Raw genomic sequence first — 23,262 nt, 5'->3', positions numbered from 1 at the left:
TGCCTCGATCCGTCGCCACGCTTCGGATCGACCCGAACGGTCAACGGCCGTTGACAGTACGGAGATTCGGGGCTCGGGGGCATCGACGCCCGGCCCAGGCCGATGGATACGGCCGGAGGGCGCGGCGGCGCGAGCGCCCTTGCCTAGGCTGGCTGTTTCATCCGACGTACCGCGACGAGGATCAGGACATGCACAGCAGCACCAGGATCCGCCTGATCGAGCCCGCCGACGCCGCCCCGATCGCCGCGCACCGGGCGCGGGACCTCGAAGCTTTCCGGCCGTGGGAACCGGCCCAGCCCGCCGGCTTCTTCACCCCGGAGGGCCAGGCGGAGCGGATCGACAGGCTGCTGGCCGGATACCGGGCCGGTGCGGTCTGGCCGGGCGTGGTACTTGCCGACGACCAGGTGGTCGGGCAGGTCACCGTCGGAGGCATCCTGCCGCAGCCGCACCTGCGCCGTGGTTCCGTCGGCTACTGGATCGCGAGCGTCGCCCAGAATCAAGGGCACGCCGGGAACGCCGTCGGACTCGCACTCCGGGTGATGACCGACGAACTCGGGCTGCACCGCGCCGAGGCGTCCACCCAGCTGGAGAATCTGCCGTCCCAACGGGTGCTGCGCCGCAACGGGTTCAGCCCGTACGGCGTCGCACACTCCTCGATCTTCCTCGACGGGAGCTGGCGGGACGGGCTGCTGTGGGAGCGGGTGCTCGGCGACTGACGGACTGACCCGCGATTGGTGTTGTCGTCGAGGTGCCAGCCGGATGTCTCGTCACGAGGATCGCGGCGAGTCCCCCACCACGAGTCGTGCCTGGCCGCGGGTGCACACCCGGACCCGGACCGCGTACTACACCGCGGGCGGCATGCCCGAGGAGCAACTCGCCGAGCCGCGTGCATAGGGGCAACGGCGTGATGCCTGGGCACGAGTGCTGGCCACGTCGTCGCGCGCCACGCCGGTCGCGGGAGACGCGGACGGAACAGTGGTCGGGCTGCTCACTGCCGGGCCACCGCACCACGAAGACCTGAACGCCTCGACCTCCTACGAGCTGTGCCAGATCGGGGTGCTGCCGCACGCCTGGGGGCGCGGGGTGGGTGGGGCCCTGCACCGGAAGTTCGTCACTCTGGCCGCGGCCGCCGGCCGCACCGATGGCGTACTGGAGTGCTGGGCGTCCAACGCCCGTACGCAGGGTTGCTACGCCCGAAACGGCTAACGGCCGGATGGAACGCGCCGTCCGGGACCGCTGGACCATGACTACGTCCGGCTGCGGCTGAAGCTCGTAACGCACGGTTCCTGAACGGCAGCCGGCTGCCGGGACGCTCGGGGACGTCGGCCCCACGGCCTGCCCGCAGCGGGCGACCTTCCCGGATCGTCCGGCCGGTCGTGGAGGACCCCACCTCGTAGACCACGCCCAACGCCTCAGGGTGAACCCGCTCCGCAGATGACCAGCGTCGCCGGGAGCCAGTCGGTGAAGGCCGGTTCGGCAGCTGGCGTGGTCCTCTGCACGCCCCCCGCTCACCGACCAAGGTCAATCGCAGGTCGGCTCGTTAGGCTCGGAGGCATGACGACACCCCTTGCCGGCAGTGCATTCGACTCTCTCCGCCTGGACGCCGTGCGCGACCAGGAGGCGCTGCGCCAGGTCTACGAACTCCCGCGTGACACGGCCATGCGGAAGCAGATGACCGAACTCACCGAGCAGACCCGGCAGTTGATCGGCTGCTCATCGCTGGTCCTGGTCGCCAGCACGGACGCCGAGGGCAACTGTGACGTCTCCCCGCGCGGCGGCCCCGCCGGTTTCGTGGCCGTCCTCGACGCCCGGACGGTGGCGATACCGGACGCGACCGGCAACAAGCGTCTGGACACCTTGCAGAACGTCATCGCCACCGGACGAGCCGGACTGCTGTTCGTCATCCCGGGACGCACCACGACGCTCAGAGTGAACGGCCGCGCCTGCGTCTCCACCCACCCGGAACTCCTGTCACAGCTGACCGCCGTGGGCAAGCCACCGGCCAGTGCACTGGTCCTGGGAATCGAGGAGGTCTACCCGCACTGCCCGAAGGCCCTCCTCCGCAGCGCGGCCTGGAAGCCGGACCAGTGGCTGCCCGCGGACGCCCAGCCGACCTCCGCCGAGGTGACCCTGGCCCAACTCCGGATGCCGGACCTGACGATCGCCGACATCGAGCAGGCGGAGACGGACTCGCTGAAGTACCGGTACGAGTAGCGGGCCAGCCGGCGCTTGCCGAACCACCGGCCCGCCCCAAGATCAATCGCAGGGCGCCCTGTCAGTCCACGTCCCGTCACCACAGCGCCCGACCCCGGACGGACCCTAGTTTTTCTGCAGGGCACGGGTCACACCCGCGATGACGGCGGTCGTCAGCACCCAGCCGAAGGCGATCAGCAGGTAGGCCAGCCACTGGAGACCGCCGTTCGGCCAGTACCAGGCCGTGCGCTGGCCCAGGCCGCCGATGGGGATCAAGAGGTCGAGTGTGTAGACGAGGGGCTGGAACGGGGTGCCTTCGCCTCGTTGGACGGGAATGGGGGCGTGTGTGCTGAAGGACAGCGTGCCGAGCAAAGTGAGCGCGAGGAGCCAGACGCCCGCCAGCCAGGGACGGTAGCCGTAACCGACTGTCACGTCGAGCAGATGCCCCCACACACGGGCGGCCCGGGGCAGAGTCTGACGCCGATGGCGCTGCCTGGCCAGGAGTACACGGCGGGCCTCGTCGTCGTGACCGTCCTGCCGGTACCAGCTCGCCAACTGTTCGTAGGGCTGCGGGTTGTAGCCGGGGCAGCGTCGTATCCACGCCAAGCGGGAGGCCACGGAGTTCCGCCGGCCCACTGCCTCCCGGCGCTCGCCCGCCTCGTCCGCCTTGAGGGAGCCGTAGACGAAGCCCTCCAACTCCACCACGTCCGGCCAGCTCTGCTCACTGTCGTGGAGGTAGGTCACCTGCGCGCCCCGTAGATCCACCGGGCCGGACGGCGGCCGGGCCAACGTGAGGTCGACGTCGACGGCCTGCATGAGTCGGCAGGTCAGCGCGGGGCCGTCACCGCCGGGTGGGCCATTCAGGACGGCTCCTGCGAAGCTCAGACTGTCCGAGATCTGGGTACGCCTCAGGTGCACGGTCCCGTTCGCGGTGAATCCGTCGGAGAAGTCGAGCCTTGAGGCCACGGCGTTGTCCATCGCGAGCGCCACTCCGTCGGGACCCGGGTCTTCCAGCTGTGCGCCCCGCATGAACAGTCCACCCGGCAACTGCGCCCCCATCAAACGGACTTGCCCTCGCGCGACGAAACCGCGCCTGAAGAAGACTCCCCCTTCCATGACCAGTCCACCGGCAGCCACGGCCCATCCTCCCGGCGCGCTGATGTGGGCCCCGTTCAGGAGCATGCCGCCTGTTACCCGGGCGTCGCTCAGCGACAGGGCGGTGCTCACGTGGTTGAAGGGCGAGGAGGCGAGGCTCTCCACGACGGAGCCCCGCAGGTCGAGATTTCCCTCGATGCGGGCCGAGTCGGCTTCGATGCCGGGCACCCGGCTGCCCGTGATCACAAGCGTCCGCAACGATGCTCCGAGAAGGTTCATCGACTCCTCGAACCAGCAGTCGTCCAGCCACAGGGCGTGAGCGATCTGCGCCCCGGCCAAGTTGAGGTGTCCGGATATCCGCGCCCCGGCGAGCCTCAGACCTGCCACGGCACCCGATTGCACCGCGTTCGCACCCAGCAGGAGCGCCACGATCACCGTGGCCCGAACTGTCCGCCCGGGCCCCCACTGCCCGCCCTCGACGGCACGGTCCTGGTCGGACACACCAGCGCGCAGGTCCACGCGCCGCCCCTCCGGGAACGCGTCCCACAGCTCACGCTCAGGTGGGCTCAACTCGCCATATGAAAGCACCAGTTCAGAGTAGTGATCTTCCTCCGCGCCCGCCTCACCGCATACTGCACAGGCCGACGAGTACCTCACGACGCCCACGATCACGCGCCGCCCCGACCGCCGGTACCGCACTGTCCAATACCGCCACGACCGGGGCGCTCGCGCGTCTACGACTGCTGTCGGCCCGTCGGCCGACAGCTCACCCTCACTTCAGGTGCCGCCCGAAGAACCGGTCCCCGTCCTCCCGCTCGAACCACGGGGTACCGGTGTGCCCGCCCAGATTCGCGTGCAGCGTCTTCTCCTTGGTGCCGAAGGCGTCGAACAGGTCCAGGGCCCGCTGCCGGGGGTTCCCCTCGTCGTCCCACTGCAGCAGGAACAGCAGCGGAACGGTGACCTGCCGGGCCTCCTCGCGCTGGGCGCGGGGCACGTACCCCCCGGCGAAGAAGCCGGCGGCCGTGATGCGCGGCTCGACCGCCGCCAGTCGAATGCCGAGGGCGGTCCATCCCGCGTACCCGACCGGGCCACCGATCTCGGGCAGCGTGAGGAGGGCGTCCAGAGCCAACCGCCATTCCGGGACCGCATTTTCGACCAGCGGGCCGACGAGGGATTCGAAGATCTCGTCGACCGGCTCACCGGCCCGCATCGCCCGGCGGAGGTCGGCGCGGGCCTGTTCGCCGGCGGCGGTACGGGGCCGGTCACCGCACCCGGCGGCGTCGATGGTGGCCACCGCGTAGCCGGACGCCGCGGACAGCCGGGCCCGGGCCACCAGCCGGGGTTCCGCCTTGGGCAGGCCGTTGTTGTGGGCCATCAGGATCAGCGGGGCCGGTGCGACGGATTCAGGGGTCCACAGGGTGCCGGGGATCTCGCCGAGGGTGAATTCGCGTTCGAGGACGCCGTCGTCGAGGCGGCGCTCGGAAGTGACATGCATGGTCGTGCCTTTCGGGAGGGCAGCTTTACGGCGCTCCCGGACGACCTATCGCCCGACCGTGACCCCGGAGGAGAGCACCCACGTCGATTCTTCGTTCACGGGTACCACCTCCTCGTTCTCTCGCACGGCCTCCGCGAAGCTAGCAGTGGTCTCCATGATCCACCAACAGGTTTTCGCGAAGGCTCCCCAGCCGGACACCGCCTCACCGGACCAGATGCCGGCCCACCACCGAATACCGGCCCACCCCATACGACCCGGTCCTACTCCTCATCACCGGCCGCCGTCAGCTCGACCTCCGTCACACCGTCGTTCTGGAACAGCTCGGACGTCAACTGCCCGGCGTCGGCCGCGCCTTCCAGCCGCAACAGCACCCGCGCGGCCGGATCAGCCCGCTCGGGCAACCGGTCGACCTTGACCTCCTGGATGCGGAAACCCCTCCGCGTGCACGTCTCCATCAGCTGCGGCAGCAGCGCCGTGCCGGTCCGGTACGTCAGCCGTACCTCGAACGACCCCGCCTCGGCTCCGGGCGTCATGCGCGCGAACAGCATCGGATATCCGCGTACGACGAGGAAGTGCACGGCGGTCGTGGCCAGCGCGAGGATCGGCAGGCCTCCGCCGCAGGCCATGCCGACCGCGCAGGTGAGCCAGATGGTGGCGGCGGTCGTCAACCCCCGTACCGCGTCCCGGCGCACGAAGATCAGGCCGCCGCCGATGAACCCGATCCCGGAGACGATCTGGGCTGCCACGCGGGACGGGTCGAAGGAGACGTTGTCCAGGCCGAGGACGTTCGTGAAGCCGTGCTGGGAGACCTCCATCATCAGCGCGCTGGCGATGCCGACCAGGGTGTGCGTGCGCAGCCCGGCGCTCTTCTGCTGGGCCGCCCGTTCCCAGCCGATCAGGGTCGACAGCAGCAACGCCAGTCCCAGTTCGGCGAGTTGACGCAGTCCCTGCCCATTGCTCACGTCCCACAACGGGACCGCCAGTCCGACCACCCCGCACCTCCCTTCCCTTCCGGCTCCCTGCCCCGACAGAGCCCCTACCCGGATGGACGGGACCATGCCACCGGACAACTTCTCCCTCCGACAACTTCACCCTCCTTGACAATTTTTTTTGTCGGTTGGATCCTGGAGCGACCAGCACACGCACCCGCACACACACCGACCACCCGAGGAGCCACGATGCGCACCCTGATCAGCACCGCCTTCATCTCGCTCGACGGCGTCATAGAGGCCCCGGGCGGCGAACCCGGCTACCGCAACTCCGGATGGACCTTCAAGGAGGTGGAGTTCCTGCCCGAGTCGTTCGACATCAAGGGGCGGGAGCAGCTGGAGTCCACCGCGATGCTGATGGGCCGGGCCAGCTACGAGGCGTTCAGTCCGGTGTGGCCGGACATGGACGAGTTCGCGGCTCTGTCCGCAGTTCCGTGAATTCCCAGGTCAGCGGCAGGAACGCGGGATCGTTTCGGCAGCGTGCTTCCTGCCATGGCGAGCAAGACGGTTGAGGATGTGTTGTTTCCCGGGATCGATGTGGGGGTGGAGGGAGTGAGTGACGCCTCCGGCATCCTGGTGGTGGAGGCGGTGTCGACGGCCCGCCCAGGCAGGTGCCCGAACTGCCACAAGCAGGCCCGCCGCGTACACAGCACGTATCAACGCACCCTGGACGAGCGGCCGTTGGGATCGCGCCGGGTCGTCATCCGGCTGCGGGTGCGCCGGTACTTCTGCGACCGCAGGAGCTGCTCCCGCACGACCTTCGTCGAGCAGGTACCGGGGTTGTCCGCGCGCTACCGCCGTTCCAGCACTGGGCTGGCGGGCTGGCTACGGTCGATCGCGATCGAGCTCGGAGGCCGTCCCGCCGCCCGGCTGTGCCACCGGCTGCGGCTGACCGCAGGCCGGACCCGGCTGCTCAGGCTGCTGACGGCGCCAGCGGTGCCGGACCGTGCCCCGCGGGTGCTGGGGGTGGACGAGTTCGCCTTTCGCAAGGGCTGCACCTACGGCACCGTGCTGGTCGACGTTGAGGCCGGCCGGGTCGTGGACGTGCTGCCCGACCGCACCTCCGAGACGTTCGCAGCCTGGCTCACCGGGCATCCCGGCGCGGAGATCATCTGCCGGGACCGGGCCACGGCCTACACCAAGGCGGTCAGGGAAGCCGCCCCTCACGCCCTGGAGGTGGCTGATCGCTGGCACCTGTTGCAGAACCTGTCCGCCGCGGTGGAGAAGACCTGCCACCAACACCGTGACTGCCTGCGCAAACGTGCCGAGGAGGAGACGGTGACCGAGGTGCCGGAGCCGCCCCTGATGCTGTTACCGCCCGCGGAACTGCCCCGCACCCAGATCATCGAACGCACCCGCCACCGCTACGAGGACATCCACCGCCTGCTGGAGAAACGCTGGACGATCAGCGCTATCGCCCGCCGTCTGAACCTCGACCGCAAGACTGTGCGCCGCTTCCGCGACACCGACATCGACGAGTTGCTGGCCTCCGCCCGCGAGCGCCGCCCCAACGGCGTCCTGGAGCCGTTCAAGGCCTACCTCAACGCCCGCTTCACCGAAGCCCAAGGCCAGGTCAGCGGCACACGCCTCTTCCTGGAGATCCAGGCTCGCGGCTACCGCGGCAGCCGCCAGGTGGTCCGCAAACACCTCGCCGCCCTCCGCGCGGGCATCGCCGAACCGGTCCGGGCCGACATTCCGAGCCCTCGCAAGATCACCTCGTGGATCATGCGGCCCCGGGAGACGCTCACCGAAAGCCAGGACGAGCGACTCCTTCAAGTCCGCCTCGCCTGCCCGGACATCACCCGGGCCTGCGATCTCGCTCGGACGTTCGCTGACCTGGTCCGTCACCAGCGCGGATACCTGTTGCTGGAGTGGATCCGGCAGGCCGAGCAGGACGCACCGAAGCCCATGAAGGGCTTCGCCGGCTTCCTCCGTCAAGATCTCGACGCCGTCACCGCCGGCCTCACCCTTCCCTGGAGTTCTGGCGTCGTTGAAGGCCACGTGAACCGGGTGAAAACCCTCAAGCGAGCCATGTACGGCCGGGCCTCGTTCGAACTCCTCCGCACTCGCATCCTCACTCAGCCGACGATGCCCCTTCAGTGGGCCTCTGGTAATGAGGAAGGTTGAGCTGGCCATGCAGGAGAGCCGCAGCCTGGAGGTCGTTGGTGACCATCACCTGAGCCAACCTGCCCGCGACTGCGATCACGTTGCCCCAGGCTGGAGCGTCTAGATAGACATCGTCCGGGGCACCGCGACCTAACTCTTCCTGCACGGTCGTGTAGACCTCGCCCAGCTCCTTCATGAGCGCGACTTCCTCCTCGGTCCGCAGGCTCTTGCCCAGCCATGGCGCGGGATCGTCTGCGTTGCAGAAGTCGTCGAACAGTACGGTGACCACGTAGTCCAGGTCCTCGAACTCCTCCGGCCGTAGCCAGACATCGCGCTGCCACGACGGACTCGCAAGGGCGAGAACCGCTGGCACAACATGAAGTCGGAAGACCGGGAACTCAATGCCGTGATCCGTCACGACGCGAGCCTACTGACAGGTCGAGGAACACCACCCACTGACCAGTGCGCTGTTCACGGAACTGCGGACAGAGCCGAGTTCGCGCACTACAAGACCCTGCCGAAGTACGTCGTCTCCACCACCCTCACCGACGACAAGCTCGTGTCGAACTGGGGCGAGACCACGATCCTGCGCGACCTCGACGAGGTCGCCGCACTCAAGGAAACCGAGGGCGGCCCGATCATCGTCCACGGCAGCGCCGCCCTCAACCACGGCCTCGCGGACGCCGGCCTGGTCGACCGCTACCACCTGCTCGTCTTCCCGCTGCTGCTGGGCGCCGGAAAGCGCCTGTTCCCCGCCACCGACAAGGACACCCAGAAGCTGAAGCTCGTCGAGCACGCCGTGTACGCCAACGGACTGCAGCTGAACGTCCTCGACGTCGTGCACTGACCACGTCTCGGCCAGAGCGCATCTCAACAGGTGTAGACCCTTGACTCCGATTCAACACAACTCCACACTGTCGCCCAAACCTCCACGGACAGTCAGGACGGCGCCCGCCCGCTCCTGAGAGCGCTCTCCGGGGCTGTCCTCACCCCCCCTCTGGAGAAGGACGACACTGTGCGAAGAGCCTTGAGACGCCTTCTGCCCTTATGGGTCATGGCCCTGGTCGCCGCCCTCTGTTCGGTCGGTGCGCCACCGGCCCAGGCGGCAGCCGCGGCCACCTCGATCACCGTGGACGGCAGCCAGAGCGGCCGGACGTTCGACGGGATCGGTGCGATCAGCGGCGGCGGGGGCAACTCCCGGCTGCTGCGCGACTATCCGGCCGCCCAGCAGGCGCAGATCCTGGACTACCTGTTCAAGCCGGGCTACGGCGCGAACCTCCAGGTGCTCAAACTGGAGATCGGCGGGGACGCCAACTCCACGGACGGCTCGGAACCGTCCGTCGAGCACACCAAGGGGCAGATCAACTGCGACGCCGGCTACGAGTTCTGGCTCGCCGAGCAGGCCAAGGCACGTAACCCGAACATCAAGTTGTACGGTCTGGCCTGGGCCGCCCCGGGCTGGATCAGCGGTGGATTCTGGTCCACCGACACCATCGACTACCTGATCTCCTGGCTGGGTTGCGCCAAGCAGCACGGTCTGCCGATCAGTTACCTCGGCGGCTGGAACGAGCGGGGCCACGACGTCAACTGGTACATCCAGTTGCGCTCGGCGCTGGACAGTGCCGGATACGGCGACGTGCAGATAGTCGGTGACGACTCGGGCTGGAGCGTCGCGGACGACATGGCGAGCAACACCGCGTTCAACGACGCCGTGTCGGTCATCGGCGCCCACTACCCCTGCGCGGGCGGTGACGGCGGCAGCGCGGACACCTGCTCCAGCACCACCACCGCGAAGAACAACGGCAAGCCGCTGTGGGCGTCGGAGAACGGCTCACTGGACATGGACGCCGGAGCCCCCGCACTGATCCGCTCCATCGTGCGCGGCTACGTGGACGCACGCATGACCGCGTACCTCAACTGGCCGCTGGTCGCGGCCATTTACCCCAACCTGCCGTACGGCACGGTCGGCCTGGCCACCGCGAACTCGCCGTGGTCCGGGAACTACTCGATCGGCGAGAACACCTGGGCGACCGCGCAGGTCACCCAATTCGCCCAGCCGGGCTGGAAGTTCATCGACTCCGCGTCCGGCTACCTCGGCGGTGCCGAGTCCAACGGCACCTACGCGACGCTGAAGTCACCGAACGGCTCCGACTACTCCACGGTCCTGGAGACCACCACCGCCACAGCGGCACAGACGGTCGACGTCCAGGTGCAGGGCGGTCTTTCGACCGGTGCGGTGCACGTGTGGGCGACCCGGGTCAACAGCCCCAGCCCGTCGACCGACTTCACGCACACACAGGACATCACCCCGACCGCCGGCTCGTACGCGCTGACGCTCCAGCCGGGTTGGATCTACACGGTCACCACGACCACCGGCCAGGGCAAGGGCACCGCCACCGCGCCCGCCGCGCATGCCCTCGCGCTGCCGTACGGCGACACCTTCGACAACGATGTCTCCGGCACCGAGGCGACGTATCTCTCCGACATGCAGGGCTCGTTCGAGGCGCGCCCGTGCGCGGACGGCCGTAGCGGACAGTGTGTGCAGCAGGTGGCGCCGGTCAAACCGATCGAGTGGCAGGACGACTCCGACGCCTTCTCGCTGCTCGGCGATCCGACGTGGACCGACTACACCGTCAAGGCCGACGTGAACCTCCAACAGGCCGGTACGGTCGAGCTGTTGGGCCGGGCCAATACCCAGAACCGGCCGCAGAGTCACCAGGCCGCCTACCTGCTCCGGGTGAGCGACTCGGGTAGCTGGTCCATCGTCAGGAGTTCGGCGGCGGGCACCCTGACCACGCTGGCCTCCGGAACCCGGGCGGCGCTCGGCACGCACGCGTGGCACACGCTCGCCCTCGGCTTCTCGGGTGACCAGATCACCGCCACCGCCGACGGCGTCAACCTCGGTACCACCAACGACAGTTCGTACTCCGCGGGCCAGATCGGCATCGGCGTGGTGGGCTACCAGACCGACCAGTTCGACAACCTGTCCGTCACGGCGAACCCGCCGGGCAACCACGGCGGCATCCTCAAGGGCCGTCAGTCCGGCCTGTGCGCGGACGTCCCTGGCGCGAACCAGAGCAACGGCGTCCAACTCGCCCTCTGGGACTGCAACGGCGCCGCCAACCAGTCCTGGACCCTGACACCCGCCGGCCAACTCACCGTCTACAGCGGCGCGAAGTGCCTGGACGCCAAGGGCAGCGGCACGACCGACGGCACCCCGGTGCAGATCTACGACTGCAACAACTCCGCGGCCCAGAAGTGGACCGTGAACAGCGAGGGCACGGTGGTCAACCCCAACTCGGGCAAGTGCCTGGACGCCACGGCCGGAGCCACCGCCCCGGGCACCCTGCTGGAACTCTGGACCTGCACCGGCGGCACCAACCAGAGCTGGCTGCGCGGCGCGGTCGCTGCACCCCTGAAGGGCCAGGAGTCCGGCCGCTGCGTCGACGTCCCCGGCGCGAACCAGGCCAACGGCACCCAGCCCGCCCTCTGGGACTGCAACGGCGGCACGAACCAGACCTGGACATCCACGACCACCAACCAGCTGACCGTCTACGACTCCAAGTGCCTTGAGGTCACGGGCGGAGCCACCGCCGACGGCAGCCCGGTGGAGATCTGGGACTGCGGCAGCTCCACGGCCCAGCAGTGGCGGGTGCGTTCCGACGGCAGTGTCGTCAACGTGGGCTCCGGCAAGTGCCTGGACGCGGTCGGCCACGGCACGGCCGACAGCACGGCACTGGAGATCTGGACCTGCACGGGCGGCGCCAACCAGATCTGGCGCCGGTCCTAGTCATCGCGGGCCCCCGCCGGGTGGTGGACAAGTACGACCTCTGCTGCCCGCGACCCGGCGGGACCCTCGCCACACACACGGTCCGAGCTGGCACCGAACTGATCCGCTGAGTAGCCTCCGATCCATGCGGATCTCTGTTTCCTCGGACATGGACGCACCCGTGGCGCGTTCCCTCGTCGCGGAGTTGCGCGGCCGGGGCCACGAGGTGGTGACGTACGGGGCGTTGCGTCCCGGGGACGACCCGCAGTGGGCGGTCTGCTCGGAGGCGGCCGCTCGCGAGGTCGCGACCGGGGCGTCGGACCAGGCGGTCGTGTGCTGCTGGACCGGCACGGGCGCGTCGATCGCCGCGAACAAGGTGCCGGGCGTACGGGCGGCCCTGTGCACGGACGCGTACACGGCGGACGGCGCCCGCCGCTGGAACGACGCCAACGTCCTGGCCCTCAGCCTGCGACTGACCTCCGAGCCGCTGCTCAAGGAGATCCTCGACGCCTGGTTCGCCGCGGCGGCGAGCGAGGACGCCGACGACCGGGAGAACGTGTCCCGCATCGGGCGACTCGACCTGAACAGGCCTGCCCTGTAGGCGAGTTCGAGCAAGCGTGGCTCACCTCTCGCCACGCAAAAATCTCATGCGTGGACCTGTGTCACCCCCATACGATCCCCTCGCCGCCCGTACACCAGCGCGTATCCAGGCACCGTGGCACGGGCATCCAAACGGGAGGGATCACTTGACCATGTCCTTCGGCGCGCGCTCGCGTGCCGTCCTCGCTTCTGTCGGAACCCTCGGCCTGGCGCTGGCCGCCGCCGTGTCGCCCGCGAGCGCGGCCGACGCGACACCCGTCACACCGACCCAGTTGTTCAACGGCAACCAGAGCTGCTCGACCGACTCGGACCGGCCCACCTACCTCTGGGCCGGCACCGGCCTCACCGTCGAGGGCATTCCGGAGACCACCGACACGACCAGCAACTCCCTGGTGACCGTGCAGTACCAGGTCTGGCCGGTCACCGACCCGACGCACACCGCGACGGTCACCCGCCCCAACGCCCTCCCCGGATTCGAGGCCACCGCCAGTCTGCCCGCCGACGCGCTCCCCGACGGGCAGACCTACGCGTGGCGGGCACAGACCGTGGCCGGGAGCACCGCATCGGACTGGTCCGCTCCCTGCTACATCGCGGTCGACAACACGCGGCCGGCGAACCCTCCCGGCATCTCCTCGTCCAACTACCCGCAGGGCACGCGGAATCCGGGCGGAAGTCCGGTCGAGTTCACGCTCAACGCCAACGGCGACGAGGATGTCACCGGGTTCGAGTACTCCTGGCAGCAGGACCTCCCGATCGCCGGTTACGCGAACATCGGCGAGCACGGCGTCCCGCAGTTCGTCGACCCGTACGCCGACCCCAGATACTTCACCCGCGCCGATGCCCCGGGAGGTTCGGCCACGATCAGCCTACTTCCGCCCAGCGGCTCCTCCGGTCTGACGACCCTGTGGGTTCGCAGCCTCGACCGGGCCTACAACGGATCGGCGATCACCAGCTACTCGTTCTTCCTCAACTCAACGGCGCCCACCGTCACCCCGGCCGTCGCATCGCCAGCGTTCGACAAGCCGACCACCTTCACGTTCCAGCCCGACGCGGGCCTCCAGTCGACGAGTCCGGTCGTCAGCTATTCCGTGGAGATCGTCGGCGGTCAGGGCGGCGACAGGACCATCGACGTAGCGGCGGGGCCGGACGGCACAGCGAGCACCAAGCTCACGCTGGACGGCATCTACGGCGAGTCCCTCCGGGTGAGCAGCAGGAGCGCGAACGGCTGGGTCAGCGACGCCACCTTCTGGGGCATCACCTACGACACCACACCCACCGTCGCCTCGGACGTCTACCCCGAGAACGCCTCCGGCGGCGGCGCCGGCGTCCCCGGCACTTTCACGCTCAGCCCGAAGGTGAAGGGCGTCGCGAGCTACACGTACTCCGTCAACGGGGACCCGGAGATCACGGTCGCCGCGGGCGCACACCACTCCGCGAGCGTCGACTGGACCCCGACCGAGAGCGGCGACTACGACCTCACGGTCTACGCGACGACCCGCTCCGGCATCCAACTGGCGCCCTACTACTACTCCTTCACCGTGAACTGAACCGCGTCACGGGTGGACAAGCACTCCGAGGACGTCGGGGCCATGTACATCGTCGTCGACACCGGTGTCGGCAGCTACTACGGGAACCCCCGCGCCTGATTGGCATGTCGCGGCTTGACAGGGTGGTGGGGGGGGGGGGGGGGGGGGGGGGGGGCGCCCCCCGCCGGCCCCCCCCCCCCCCCCACCACCCTGTCGTGCTACCCCCGTAGACTGCCGGGGCGGTGACCGCCGTCCTCCTCGTTGCCGCGCTCCGTGGACATGTCCTGGCCCGGCACGACAAGGATCGAGGTGGCGGCGCGATGAGTACGGCCACCGACGGTGCACCGTTCGCGCATCCCGCGCTGTTCTACCGGGGCGAGGAGCAGTACACGGCCGGTACGGTGCCGTTCGTACATGCGGGGCTGGCCGCCGGGGAGGCCGTCGCGGTCGCCGTTCCCGGCCCTCAACTCAATTTGATCAGGGCCGGACTTGGGTCGAGTGCCGTCGGTGTGCGGTTCCTGGACATGACCGAGGTCGGGCGCAACCCGGGGCGGATCATCCCGGGCGTGCTGCGGGCCTTCGCCGACGCCCATGCCGACCGCGGTAGCCGGGTGCGGATCATCGGGGAGCCGATCTGGCCCGGCCGTACCGCCGTCGAGTACCCGGCGTGCGTCCAGCACGAGGCACTGATCAACTCCGCGTTCCGGGGCCGTGAGGTGACGATCCTCTGTCCGTACGACGCGGACCGGCTGGAGCCCGACGTGCTCGCCGACGCTCACGCCACGCATCCGGTCGTCATCGACGAAGGCGCCCAACTACCCAGCGGCACCTACGATCCGCAGCGTGTGATCGCCCGCTACAACGAGCCGCTCCCCCACCCGCCGGGCGCCGCGTCCATCGTTTTCGACGTGGGAGAGCTCCCCAAGTCCCGTTATTTCGCGGTGCAGGAGGCCGAGCGGCTGGGCTTGGCGGGCGCACGGCTGCAGGATCTGACCCTGGCCGTGGCGGAGCTGACCACCAACAGCGTGCTGCACGGCGGCGGTTCGGGGACGCTGCGGATCTGGGCCGAGGGCGAGCGGATCGTCTGCGAGGTGCACGACCACGGCCGGCTGACGGATCCGCTGGCCGGCCGGCGCCCGCCGTCACGTGACCAACCCGGTGGACGGGGACTGCTGTTGGTGCACTACGTCGCCGACCTCGTCCGCGTCCATACGGCACCGGACGGCACAACCATCCGTTTCTACCTGGCCCGTTGACGCTTCAGCGGCGGTCGGCCGGAGGTGTCCAGATGATCGGCGCTACCGTCCGCGCGCAGGAGCAGGGCCGGCGGATGGCCGCCGCGGTCGCCCTCGGGGGTGAGCAGGCCGAAGACGACGGTGCAGAACCGCGGGTCGTGGCCGTTGCACTCGTGGTTGAGGACGGTGTTGAGGTTGCTCAACACGGCGGCGGGGTCGGAGTCGCAGACGGCGGCGGCGCGCAGCGGGCCAGCGGGCCAGCGAAGTGACGGCGGCCGCCGCGGCGCCCTTGCCGCACACGTCTCCGAGGAACAACCCCCAGGTCCCGGCGGAGAGGGGGAAGAGGTCGTAGATGTCGCCGCCGACCATGTCGGTGGAGGCCACGTGGTAGGGCGCGGCGACGTCAAGTCTCTGCACGTTCACCAGAGTTGGGGGCAGCAGGGGCTGCTGGAGGTGGCGTTGAGGCGCTTGAGTTCGTCCTGGTCGTGTTCCGCCTGCTGTCGGGCGCGCAGCAGTTCCGTCTCGTAGGCGCGGCGGTCGCGGGCGTCGAGGACGGTGGTGCGGATCAGCAGCGGCTGTCCGTCGCCGCCGGTCTTGACGGTGGAGGTCACCAGCACGGGCAGCCGGCTGCCGTCGGTCGCCTTGAGTTCGAGGGCGATCCCGCTGACCTCGCCCTGCATGCGCAGCAGCGGGCCGAAGCCGAGCCAGTCGAGCAGTGTCGTGTTGATCTTCGCGATGTGCCGTCCAGCAGCGTGGAGAGGTAGCCGCACGGCGCGTGTTCGTACAGGTCCTCGGCTCTGTCCTCCAGGAGCGCGGAGAACGCCGCGGGGTCGTCACCGGGATGCTTGCCGGGCTGATTCCCGTGTGATCTCTCGGGCGGCCGCTGATCGCCGCTCTCGCCGTCGCCGCTCGCACCCACCAGCGCACGGCTTCGACGAACTCGGTGATCGCGGCGGCTGTTTCCTCCGGGGCGGAGAGCTGCGGGCAGTGCCCGGTCGCGTTCAGGGTGACCAGCCGGTTCCCGGGATACGGTCCCGTACGAAGCGCACGCGGCACATCCTCACAGACCGCTTCCGTCTCCCCCCACCCACCACGCCCACCCTGTACCGACGCCTATGGCGCCTCAGGGCTGCTTCGGCTTGCCCAGGGACCAGCCGGACACGTCCGTGAGCCGGCCGCGCCACAGGGGCATGACGGCGGTCCCGCCCCCGCCGGCGACGCCGGTGGCGTCGCGCAGATGGATCCACTGCGGCAGCCGTCGCGGACCGGGACCCCCCTGCCTGTCCTCGACCACCTCGTCCACCTGTTGCGGGAACCGCTCCAGCAGCTGCGCGCCGGGGCCGTCCATCCCGTGCAGGCTGCGTGCCCAGTCGGTGGTCCATGCCTCGTGGGAGATCAGCTCGCCGTGGAGGAAGACGCCTCCGACGGTGAGCGTGATGGGCAGCGCGGCCTCCGCGTCCTGGCCGATCAGCCGTACCAGCAACTGGAGTTGGAGGTCGGGCACGGGCTCCGTCACGATCGGTGCGGCGGGCTGGTGCAGGGGATCGTGGTCGGTGCTCGTGGTGCTCGTGCGGGGTGATCCTTTCGGTGCCGCGCGAGGGGAGAACTGTCGGGCGGGCGGATCACGTGGGCAGGAGGCCGGTTCGTAGCTTGGCGAGGGTGCGGTTGAGCAGGCGGGAGATGTGCATCTGCGAGAGGTTCAGCTCGCGGCCGATCTCCGCCTGGGTCAACTCCTGGCCGAAGCGCATCTCGATGATGGTCCGCTCCCGCTCGTCGAGCTGCTGCAGCAGGGGGGCGAGCGTGTGGAGGTCCTCGAACAGCTCCAGCGCCGGGTCGGCGTCGCCGATCGTGTCCGCGTACTTGGGCGCGCTGTCGGACTCGTCGTCGCCGCTCGGGGTGTCGATGGACCCGGCGACATAGCCGTTCGCGGCGACCAGGCCCTCGATGACCTCGTCCTCGGACAGCTCCAGGTGCGCGGCGAGTTCCTTCACCGTGGGCGTGCGGCCCAGCTCGGTGCCGAGGGTCTCCTTGCTCTTCGCGAGGTCGACCCGGAGCTCCTGGAGGCGGCGCGGGACGTGCACGGCCCAGGTGGTGTCGCGGAAGAAGCGCTTGATCTCGCCGAGTATGTAGGGGATCGCGAAGGAGGTGAACTCGACCTCGCGCGACAGATCGAAGCGGTCGATGGCCTTGATCAGGCCGATCGTGCCGACCTGGATGACGTCCTCCATGTCACCGCTGCCCCGGTTGCGGAACCGGCGCGCCGCGAAGGACACCAGCGACAGGTTCATCTCGATCAGCGTGTTCCGGGCGTACTGGTACTCGTGGGTGCCCTCCTCCAGCTCCTGCAGCCGGTCGAGGAAGATCCGGGACATCACCCGCGCGTCCTTGGGAGCGACCTTGGCCCCGTCCTCGATCCACGGGAGGCCGTCCACGACATCCGGTACTCCCGCTCGGACAGGAGCAGTTGCTTCGAGAGCCTTCACGGAGGAAGCCACGATGCCGCCTTAACTGGAGAACAGGACGAACGTCGCGTGCCCCCTTCCGGCACAACCATGTCTCCCCGGACCTCACAATTCCGCAGTCGGCCGAAAGGCCTGCCCCGCAGGGCTCAACCGACTCGGGGAGCGCACGCGGTCGCGGCCGGACGGCCGGGTGCCGTGACGCCGGGGTTCACAGGCGGCGCCAACGAGCCGAGGCGAACGAGAAAACGCCGAAGAGGACCAGCCCGACGGCGACGGCGACCAGCAGCCACGGCCCCGCCGGAGTGTGCGCGAAGGTGCGCAGGGTGGCGTCCATCCCCTTGGCCTGGTGCGGGTCGAAGCGGATGGCGGCCACCAGCGCGAACACGCCCACCCCGGCGAACACGACACCGCGCGCGACGCCGCCGCCCACGCCCAGGGCGGTGACGGCCTGCCGTACCCGGCGGCTCATCCTCCCGGTCTCCAGCTTCCGCAGGAAACGCCGCATCACCGCGCGCACCGCGAGGACCACGCCGACGCCGATCAGGACGCAGCCGACGAACCCCACCAACACCTGACCGCCCGGCAGTTTCAACGCCGAGGCCGTCCAGTCCTGCGACTTGGCGTCACTGCCGGACGACCCGCCGGCCCCGGCGGCGAAGGAGGCCGTACCCCAGCAGACGAAGCCGTAGAACACGGCCCGGCCGCCGTCCAGCAGGCGCGAACCGACCTTGTTCTGCGGACCGTTCGCCAACACCGCCTGGGAGGCCCGCCAGATCGCCATGCAGCCGAAGCCGACGACGAGCATCCACAGCATCCACTTCCCGAAGGGCTGTGCCGCGACCTGCTGCAACGCGCCCTGGCGGTCCGCCTCCCGGCCCCCGCCGCCGAACGCGATCTGCAGGGCGAGCGCGCCGACGAGGACGTACACGACACCGCGTGCGACGAATCCGGCGCGGCCTGTGACGGCCAGCGCCTGTTTGCCCTCCGCCTCTCCCGGTGCGTGACTCTCGGCGGTCGAACTCGCCCTCCGAGGGCCCCACTTGTGCGTGTGCGACGAAGTCATGATGCCTTCCTGGAAACACTGGACGAGCCGAAACGCGGACGCACGGTACGCGTCCCGTACTGTCGCGTGCCCCCGGCGGAGACTTCGATGTGCGTCGCGGGGACGGCATCGCCCGATCGCGCCACAAAGGCCCCTCACAGCTGTTACTTTCCCTTTCAAGATCCCTGGATCTTCTGTCCCCTCCCCCCACCCACACACCCCGCGGCGAGGCCCCCATGCCCAACTCCCCCTCCGTAGACCGTGCGAGCGGACGTCACCGCAGGAACAGAGCGATGAGTCCGGCGCTCCGCCGCGCCGCCGTCATAGCCGTGACCGCCCCCGTCGCCGGGACGATCCTGCTCGGCACCTCCGCCTTCGCCGCCGAGAAGTCCGTCGCCAACACCGCCGCCACGCTCGACGCCGCCGAGCAGAAGATCGCGGACAACCTCAACACCCGTGTCCAGGACACCCGTTTGGGCAGCACGCTCAGCGGCGTCGTGATCGACGCCGAGTCCAAGAAGGCCGTATGGGGTCACGACGCGACCACCGCGCTGATGCCCGCGTCGAACACCAAACTCGCCACGTCGACCGCCGCGTTGACGATCCTCGGCCCCGGTCACCGCTTCACCACGAAGATCGTCTACGACAACGGCACCCTCACCCTGGTCGGAGGCGGGGACCGCACCCTAACCACCGCCGACCTCACCACGATGGCCACAACTGCCGTGGCGGGCCTGAAGAACGCGGGCCTGACCACGGTGAAGGTGACGGTGGACGACAGCCTCTTCCCCGCGCCCACCCTCGCGACCGGCTGGAACGACGGCTACTACCCCGACTCCATAGCCCCCGTACGGGCGTTGGTGGTCGACGGCCGCCACGTCACGGACACCTCGCTGGACGCCGGGCAGATCTTCGCGAAGCTCCTCGCCCGGCAGGGCGTCACCGTCACCGGGAGCGTCACCCACGCCACCGCCGGCTCCACAGCGGTCCCGGTGGCCCAGCACGAGTCCGGCACGCTGTCGTCCATCGTGGAGCACATGCTCAAGGTGAGTGACAACGATATCGCCGAGACCCTGCTGCGGAGCACCGCGCTGGCCGCCGGCCGCCCGGCCACCTTCGAGGACGGCACGGCGGTCGTCCGCCAGGTCCTCACCCAGTACGGCGTATCGCTGGCCAACTTCGAGATCCACGACGGCAGCGGCCTCTCCCGCTCCAACCGCATCCCGGCCCAGACCATCGCCGACATCCTCGACCTGGCCGACGACCCCGCCAACGCCCCGACCCTGAAGTACATCGTGGACGGCCTCCCCGTCGCGGGCGAGGCGGGCTCGACCCTGGGTCCCGAGTGGGGCCGCTTCGACACGGCGGACTCCCAGTGCGCCGTCGGCAAGGTCAGCGCCAAGACGGGCACACTCACGGGCGCGATCGCACTGAGCGGCCTGACCAAGGCCGAGGACGGCCGCTGGAAGATCTTCTCCTTCATCGAGAACAACTCCACGGCCGCCCCGGACGCCACGAAGGACGCCCTGGACGGGCTTGCGGCCACGGTCAACGGGTGCTGGGCATAGCCGCCCGACCCAGCCCACGCTGATCGGTTCCGGGCACCGGCGACCTATGCGTTCCCGGTGCCGGAACCATCCGATCGACGTAGCGGCAAATCGATTCGCCGGGTGAACGCGGCGGCATACGACCGGCCGCGCAGGTCAGTGCGGCAATCCTGGAACGGCTGTCGGCCCGCTCGACAGCGACAGCCCTTCCAGGCCTGCCTCTTCCCTGACCAAGGAGTTCTTTTGCGTTTTCGTCGTACGGTGATCAGCGCCCTCGGTTCCGCCGCCCTCGTGCTCGGCTCGCTCGGCGCCGCGGCCGCCGCGAGTCCCGCGGCGGCCGGTCCCTGCGGTTTCTACGAGACCGGGTCCGACGCCTTCTACCGCCACTGCACGACCGACGGTTCGCGGGTCGTCATCAAGGTCGAGGTCGCCCGGGCGCGCGACTACGAGCGGTGCGTCGCGCGCGGTACGACCTGGCTGGGCTCCGCCCGCAAGATCCAGGGCGCCCACTACGCCGGGCGCACCTGCTGACACCGGTCGCCGTGCTGTCCGGTGACGTCACCGCGGCGCGTCACAGCGCCGCGGTCGTCCCCTCGCCGGAGCCGCTGCCCGCGAGCCACTGGTCCCAGCCGAGGTTGAAGTCGGCGTAGCCGTTGTCGGCCGGGGCCTTGCCGCGGGGCGACCCGGTGATGGTGATGGGGTCGCCCTGCTTGACCTGGCCGTAGAACCACTTGGCGTCCGACAGGGACAGGTGGACACAGCCGTGCGAGCCGCGGGCGCTGCCGCTGCCCGGGTTCGGGTCGCCGGTCGAGTAGTGCACGTAGGTGCCGGACTGGGTGAGGTGGATGTCCCAGGGCAGTGTCAGGTCGTAGTAGTTGGCGCTGCCCTTGTCGCAGCTGATGCCGACGCTGCAGGAGGTCATGTGGACCTTCTTCTGCTTGTCGATGACGGCCATCGTGCCGTCCCACGTCGGGTACTCGGCACTGCCCGCGTTGATCGACAGGGTGCGCACCGCCGCGCCGTTCTTGGTCACCTTCATGGTGTGGTTGGTGACGGACACGTCCGCGCGGACGTCGTCGCCGACCTTGAAGGTGTGCGTGTAACTGTGCACGCCGTAGCGGCCGTTGCCGTTGCTGACGCCCTTCATGTCGGCGTCGATCTTCACCGTCGTACCGGAGGGCCAGTACGTCTTCGGGCGCCAGTCGACGCGCTGGTCGCCCATCCAGTGCCAGGCGCCGACCACCGACTGCGAGGCGCTGACCTTCATGTGCTTCTCGACCGTGGCCCGCGCCTTGGACGCCACCGGGTTCGTGAAGATCACCGAGATCGGCATGGCCACGCCGACCGTGGTTCCGGTCTGCGGGGTGATCGTGTCCAGCAGCATCGGCGGGCCCAAGGGCTTCGTCGGCGACGGAGAGGCGGTCGCACTCGCCTTGCCCGACGCCTTCGCGTCGTCCCCGCTCGCCTTGTCGCTGCCGCCCCCACCGCAGGCACTCGCACCCACCAGCACCGCACCTGTGACGAGTGCGATCCCTATGCTGCCCTTGCGCCGTCCCACGACTTGCCCCACTCTCTAGCTCCTCGATCTCGACCCTGACGGGCCCGACTCACTGTCAGACAGCGACAGAGGGGGCCTCAGTTGCGTGCGTCGCGTAAAACGTCTCTCAAGATTCGGTACGCACCCGGTGATCGATGACGGCGGGTGCCCGGCTCCCCCGGCTGCCGCACCCCTCCCGATCGCGACCCCTGCGGCCGCCCTGGCGTCTACCACGTAAGGGCCGAGATATGCCGAACCTGACCATCGGTTCGAGTTGGTCGGAGCCGCTACGGCCGCCTGGCTGGCGGAGTCCGACCGTCCCGCCACTCCTCCGCCGCCCGTCGGCTGATGCCTTCTCCAGGCCCAGGCGCAGCGTGATCTGTCACTGAGGGAACCGCTCCGGTCGGAAGTCCGCGAGCAGCTCGTCCCTCTTCCCGGTGAGGATCTCGGCCGCGAGCAGCCGCCCGATCACCGGCCCGAGGGTGATGCCGCTGTGGGAGACGGCCTCGTAGTAGCCCGGCACGGACGGCACCGCTCCCACCGAGGGGAAACCATCGGCCGGGATCGGCCGGTGCGCCACCTGTGCCTGTGCGATGCGGGAGTCGGCGAGGTCGGGTACGACGCGCCGCGCCAACTCGTGGAGCAGCCGGGCGAGTTCGGCCGGTTCTTCGCCCGTGTCGATGAGCGCGTCGATCTCGCGACTGTGGAGGACCATCGCAGCGTCTCCGTCCGGACGCATCTCGATGTGGGGCGCGTGCATGGCCCGGTGGATCGGGACCGCACAGTCGATCCGGGTGACGACACCGGGTTCCCGGCGCATCGGCAACTGCCGTGCGACGAGCCCGGCGACATGGGAGGCGCTGGGGCCCGCCGCGTTCACGATGACGTCTACGTCGAGACGGCTGCCGTCGGACAGGGATACGGTCCGGACGCTCCCGTCGGCACCGGTCACGATGTCACGGACCTCGGTGTCGGACCGCAACTCTCCGCCCCCTGCGACGACTTGGCCGACCACGCGGTCGACGAGATGACGTCCGTGCACCCAGGCCTCGTCTGGGTAGAGCAGGACGGGAACCTCGGCGGGCAGCGCAAGAGCGGGTTCGAGGCGGCGCCGCACCTCGGCCCCCGTGGACACCTCGACCCGGTAACCCCAACTGCCCAGCACCTCAGCGGTCTCCAGGAACTTCGCCTCCGCCACGGGATCGTCCGCCCAGCGCAGGTGACCGCTGGGATGCCACCACGAGTCCGGCCCGATGATCCCGGCGAGCTCACGGTGCGCCGCCATGCCCGCGACGTTCAGGTCGAAGTAGGGCCTGGTCACGGTCTTGTTGCCGGCGTTGACCCACGAGAAGGACCAGTTGGTGACGCCTTCGCCCGGCCGGCCCGCGTCGATGAGGACGACCTCGGCACCGCGCCGGGCCAGGTTCCAGCCCACGCAGGCTCCGAGGATGCCCACGCCGATGACAGCGACACGTCCAGGCGGCTTCACGGACTCGCTCCCCACGAACGCCCCCTTCCCGGATCACGGACGAACTCAACTCCCTTTCCCAGCATGCAAGATGGCCGACGGTGAGCACTATGAACGGGCGCGGAAAAGGCTCCGAAATCGACGGCCAAAGCGATGGAGACTGCGGAAACGGCAGAAGCGTTGCCGCGTACGTACCGG

General features: G+C 69.4%; 21 protein-coding genes and 2 pseudogenes. 13 read left to right on the top strand and 10 right to left on the bottom strand.

The genetic code is table 11. The annotated features are described in order from the left end of the window. Positions 1–188 precede the first annotated feature (188 nt). From ACGFY9_RS17330 to ACGFY9_RS17315, 4 genes are all read left to right on the top strand, one after another. Complete coding sequence (locus ACGFY9_RS17330; protein ID WP_393754952.1) at positions 189–716, top strand: GNAT family N-acetyltransferase; 528 nt, start codon at positions 189–191, stop codon at positions 714–716. Positions 717–759: 43 nt separating this feature from the next. Continuing rightward, positions 760–894, top strand: coding sequence for a hypothetical protein (locus tag ACGFY9_RS17325; protein WP_393754950.1), 135 nt, complete (start codon positions 760–762; stop codon positions 892–894). A 27-nt stretch (positions 895–921) separates the two neighbouring features. After that, on the top strand, positions 922–1,206 hold the full coding sequence (locus tag ACGFY9_RS17320) for a GNAT family N-acetyltransferase (protein ID WP_393754948.1): 285 nt from the start codon (positions 922–924) through the stop codon (positions 1,204–1,206). Positions 1,207–1,554: 348 nt separating this feature from the next. Continuing rightward, positions 1,555–2,214: an MSMEG_1061 family FMN-dependent PPOX-type flavoprotein gene (locus ACGFY9_RS17315; protein ID WP_393754947.1), complete on the top strand. Its 660-nt coding sequence runs from the start codon at positions 1,555–1,557 to the stop codon at positions 2,212–2,214. A 105-nt stretch (positions 2,215–2,319) separates the two neighbouring features. On the opposite strand, the gene ACGFY9_RS17310 is transcribed toward ACGFY9_RS17315, so the two are convergent. The 3 genes from ACGFY9_RS17310 to ACGFY9_RS17300 form a co-directional block, all read right to left on the bottom strand. Then, positions 2,320–3,876: an oxidoreductase gene (locus ACGFY9_RS17310; RefSeq protein ID WP_393754945.1), complete on the bottom strand. Its 1,557-nt coding sequence runs from the start codon at positions 3,874–3,876 to the stop codon at positions 2,320–2,322. Positions 3,877–4,060: 184 nt separating this feature from the next. Beyond that, positions 4,061–4,783 carry a dienelactone hydrolase family protein gene (locus tag ACGFY9_RS17305; protein WP_393754943.1) on the bottom strand — a complete coding sequence of 241 codons (723 nt, stop codon included), beginning with the start codon at positions 4,781–4,783 and terminating at the stop codon, positions 4,061–4,063. A gap of 260 nt (positions 4,784–5,043) precedes the next feature. Further along, the gene (locus ACGFY9_RS17300) at positions 5,044–5,775 is read right to left on the bottom strand and encodes an MgtC/SapB family protein (protein WP_393754941.1); all 732 of its coding nucleotides are present in this window, start codon (positions 5,773–5,775) and stop codon (positions 5,044–5,046) included. Positions 5,776–5,961: 186 nt separating this feature from the next. Here ACGFY9_RS17300 and ACGFY9_RS17295 point away from each other — a divergent pair. Both ACGFY9_RS17295 and ACGFY9_RS17290 read left to right on the top strand, forming a co-directional pair. After that, positions 5,962–6,207: pseudogene (locus tag ACGFY9_RS17295) on the top strand (deaminase); the annotation flags it as partial. A gap of 117 nt (positions 6,208–6,324) precedes the next feature. Then, positions 6,325–7,899, top strand: a complete 1,575-nt coding sequence (locus ACGFY9_RS17290) for an ISL3 family transposase (RefSeq protein ID WP_393754939.1) — start codon at positions 6,325–6,327, stop codon at positions 7,897–7,899. Here the strand turns inward: ACGFY9_RS17290 and ACGFY9_RS17285 are convergent. Next, positions 7,847–8,296: a hypothetical protein gene (locus ACGFY9_RS17285; protein ID WP_393754937.1), complete on the bottom strand. Its 450-nt coding sequence runs from the start codon at positions 8,294–8,296 to the stop codon at positions 7,847–7,849. The genes ACGFY9_RS17290 and ACGFY9_RS17285 overlap by 53 nt on opposite strands. Between ACGFY9_RS17285 and ACGFY9_RS17280 the strand changes: the two genes are divergently transcribed. The 5 genes from ACGFY9_RS17280 (at position 8,255) to ACGFY9_RS17260 (ending at position 15,029) form a co-directional block, all read left to right on the top strand. Next, positions 8,255–8,725, top strand: coding sequence for a dihydrofolate reductase family protein (locus ACGFY9_RS17280; protein WP_393754935.1), 471 nt, complete (start codon positions 8,255–8,257; stop codon positions 8,723–8,725). The two genes, ACGFY9_RS17285 and ACGFY9_RS17280, sit on opposite strands and share 42 nt — an antisense overlap. Positions 8,726–8,932: 207 nt before the next feature. Then, a complete protein-coding gene (locus ACGFY9_RS17275) occupies positions 8,933–11,668 on the top strand; it encodes a ricin-type beta-trefoil lectin domain protein (protein ID WP_393754934.1) in 2,736 nt (911 codons plus the stop codon). 124 nt (positions 11,669–11,792) lie between these two features. Beyond that, on the top strand, positions 11,793–12,248 hold the full coding sequence (locus ACGFY9_RS17270) for an RpiB/LacA/LacB family sugar-phosphate isomerase (RefSeq protein WP_393754932.1): 456 nt from the start codon (positions 11,793–11,795) through the stop codon (positions 12,246–12,248). 151 nt (positions 12,249–12,399) lie between these two features. After that, complete coding sequence (locus ACGFY9_RS17265; protein ID WP_393754930.1) at positions 12,400–13,794, top strand: hypothetical protein; 1,395 nt, start codon at positions 12,400–12,402, stop codon at positions 13,792–13,794. A gap of 299 nt (positions 13,795–14,093) precedes the next feature. Next, positions 14,094–15,029, top strand: a complete 936-nt coding sequence (locus tag ACGFY9_RS17260; protein ID WP_393754928.1) for an anti-sigma factor RsbA family regulatory protein — start codon at positions 14,094–14,096, stop codon at positions 15,027–15,029. A 17-nt stretch (positions 15,030–15,046) separates the two neighbouring features. On the opposite strand, the pseudogene ACGFY9_RS17255 reads toward ACGFY9_RS17260, so the two are convergent. From ACGFY9_RS17255 to ACGFY9_RS17240, 4 genes and pseudogenes are all read right to left on the bottom strand, one after another. Further along, positions 15,047–15,930, bottom strand: a pseudogene (locus ACGFY9_RS17255) (PP2C family protein-serine/threonine phosphatase); the annotation flags it as partial. A gap of 201 nt (positions 15,931–16,131) precedes the next feature. Then, positions 16,132–16,524 (bottom strand): hypothetical protein, encoded by a 393-nt coding sequence (locus tag ACGFY9_RS17250; protein WP_393754926.1) that lies wholly within the window; start codon positions 16,522–16,524, stop codon positions 16,132–16,134. Between the two features lie 106 nt (positions 16,525–16,630). Then, positions 16,631–17,506: an RNA polymerase sigma factor SigF gene (locus ACGFY9_RS17245; RefSeq protein ID WP_393755272.1), complete on the bottom strand. Its 876-nt coding sequence runs from the start codon at positions 17,504–17,506 to the stop codon at positions 16,631–16,633. A gap of 172 nt (positions 17,507–17,678) precedes the next feature. Next, positions 17,679–18,533, bottom strand: a complete 855-nt coding sequence (locus ACGFY9_RS17240) for a DUF1206 domain-containing protein (protein ID WP_393754925.1) — start codon at positions 18,531–18,533, stop codon at positions 17,679–17,681. A gap of 272 nt (positions 18,534–18,805) precedes the next feature. Here ACGFY9_RS17240 and dacB point away from each other — a divergent pair, with 272 nt between their 5' ends. Continuing rightward, complete coding sequence (gene dacB, locus ACGFY9_RS17235; RefSeq protein WP_393754923.1) at positions 18,806–20,080, top strand: D-alanyl-D-alanine carboxypeptidase/D-alanyl-D-alanine-endopeptidase; 1,275 nt, start codon at positions 18,806–18,808, stop codon at positions 20,078–20,080. 222 nt (positions 20,081–20,302) lie between these two features. Next, positions 20,303–20,590: a DUF6355 family natural product biosynthesis protein gene (locus ACGFY9_RS17230; protein ID WP_393754921.1), complete on the top strand. Its 288-nt coding sequence runs from the start codon at positions 20,303–20,305 to the stop codon at positions 20,588–20,590. A 40-nt stretch (positions 20,591–20,630) separates the two neighbouring features. Here ACGFY9_RS17230 and ACGFY9_RS17225 read toward each other — a convergent pair whose 3' ends face one another. Then, positions 20,631–21,629 carry an Ig-like domain-containing protein gene (locus tag ACGFY9_RS17225; protein WP_393754919.1) on the bottom strand — a complete coding sequence of 333 codons (999 nt, stop codon included), beginning with the start codon at positions 21,627–21,629 and terminating at the stop codon, positions 20,631–20,633. Between the two features lie 349 nt (positions 21,630–21,978). Then, positions 21,979–23,085, bottom strand: a complete 1,107-nt coding sequence (locus ACGFY9_RS17220; RefSeq protein ID WP_393754918.1) for an NAD(P)/FAD-dependent oxidoreductase — start codon at positions 23,083–23,085, stop codon at positions 21,979–21,981. Positions 23,086–23,262 lie beyond the last annotated feature (177 nt).

The sequence above is a fragment of the Streptomyces sp. NPDC048504 genome, assembly GCF_043200035.1.
GTDB lineage: Bacteria > Actinomycetota > Actinomycetes > Streptomycetales > Streptomycetaceae > Streptomyces.
This window is presented reverse-complemented; position numbering and strand designations above follow the sequence as displayed.

Coding starts and splice junctions, on each gene's coding strand:
- ACGFY9_RS17330 (WP_393754952.1), top strand. CDS start 189: ATGCACAGCAGCACCAGGATCCGCCTGATCGAGCCCGCCGACGCCGCC.
- ACGFY9_RS17325 (WP_393754950.1), top strand. CDS start 760: ATGTCTCGTCACGAGGATCGCGGCGAGTCCCCCACCACGAGTCGTGCC.
- ACGFY9_RS17315 (WP_393754947.1), top strand. CDS start 1,555: ATGACGACACCCCTTGCCGGCAGTGCATTCGACTCTCTCCGCCTGGAC.
- ACGFY9_RS17305 (WP_393754943.1), bottom strand. CDS start 4,783: ATGCATGTCACTTCCGAGCGCCGCCTCGACGACGGCGTCCTCGAACGC.
- ACGFY9_RS17280 (WP_393754935.1), top strand. CDS start 8,255: ATGAAGTCGGAAGACCGGGAACTCAATGCCGTGATCCGTCACGACGCG.
- ACGFY9_RS17275 (WP_393754934.1), top strand. CDS start 8,933: ATGGCCCTGGTCGCCGCCCTCTGTTCGGTCGGTGCGCCACCGGCCCAG.
- ACGFY9_RS17270 (WP_393754932.1), top strand. CDS start 11,793: ATGCGGATCTCTGTTTCCTCGGACATGGACGCACCCGTGGCGCGTTCC.
- ACGFY9_RS17265 (WP_393754930.1), top strand. CDS start 12,400: ATGTCCTTCGGCGCGCGCTCGCGTGCCGTCCTCGCTTCTGTCGGAACC.
- ACGFY9_RS17260 (WP_393754928.1), top strand. CDS start 14,094: ATGAGTACGGCCACCGACGGTGCACCGTTCGCGCATCCCGCGCTGTTC.
- ACGFY9_RS17240 (WP_393754925.1), bottom strand. CDS start 18,533: ATGACTTCGTCGCACACGCACAAGTGGGGCCCTCGGAGGGCGAGTTCG.
- dacB (WP_393754923.1), top strand. CDS start 18,806: ATGAGTCCGGCGCTCCGCCGCGCCGCCGTCATAGCCGTGACCGCCCCC.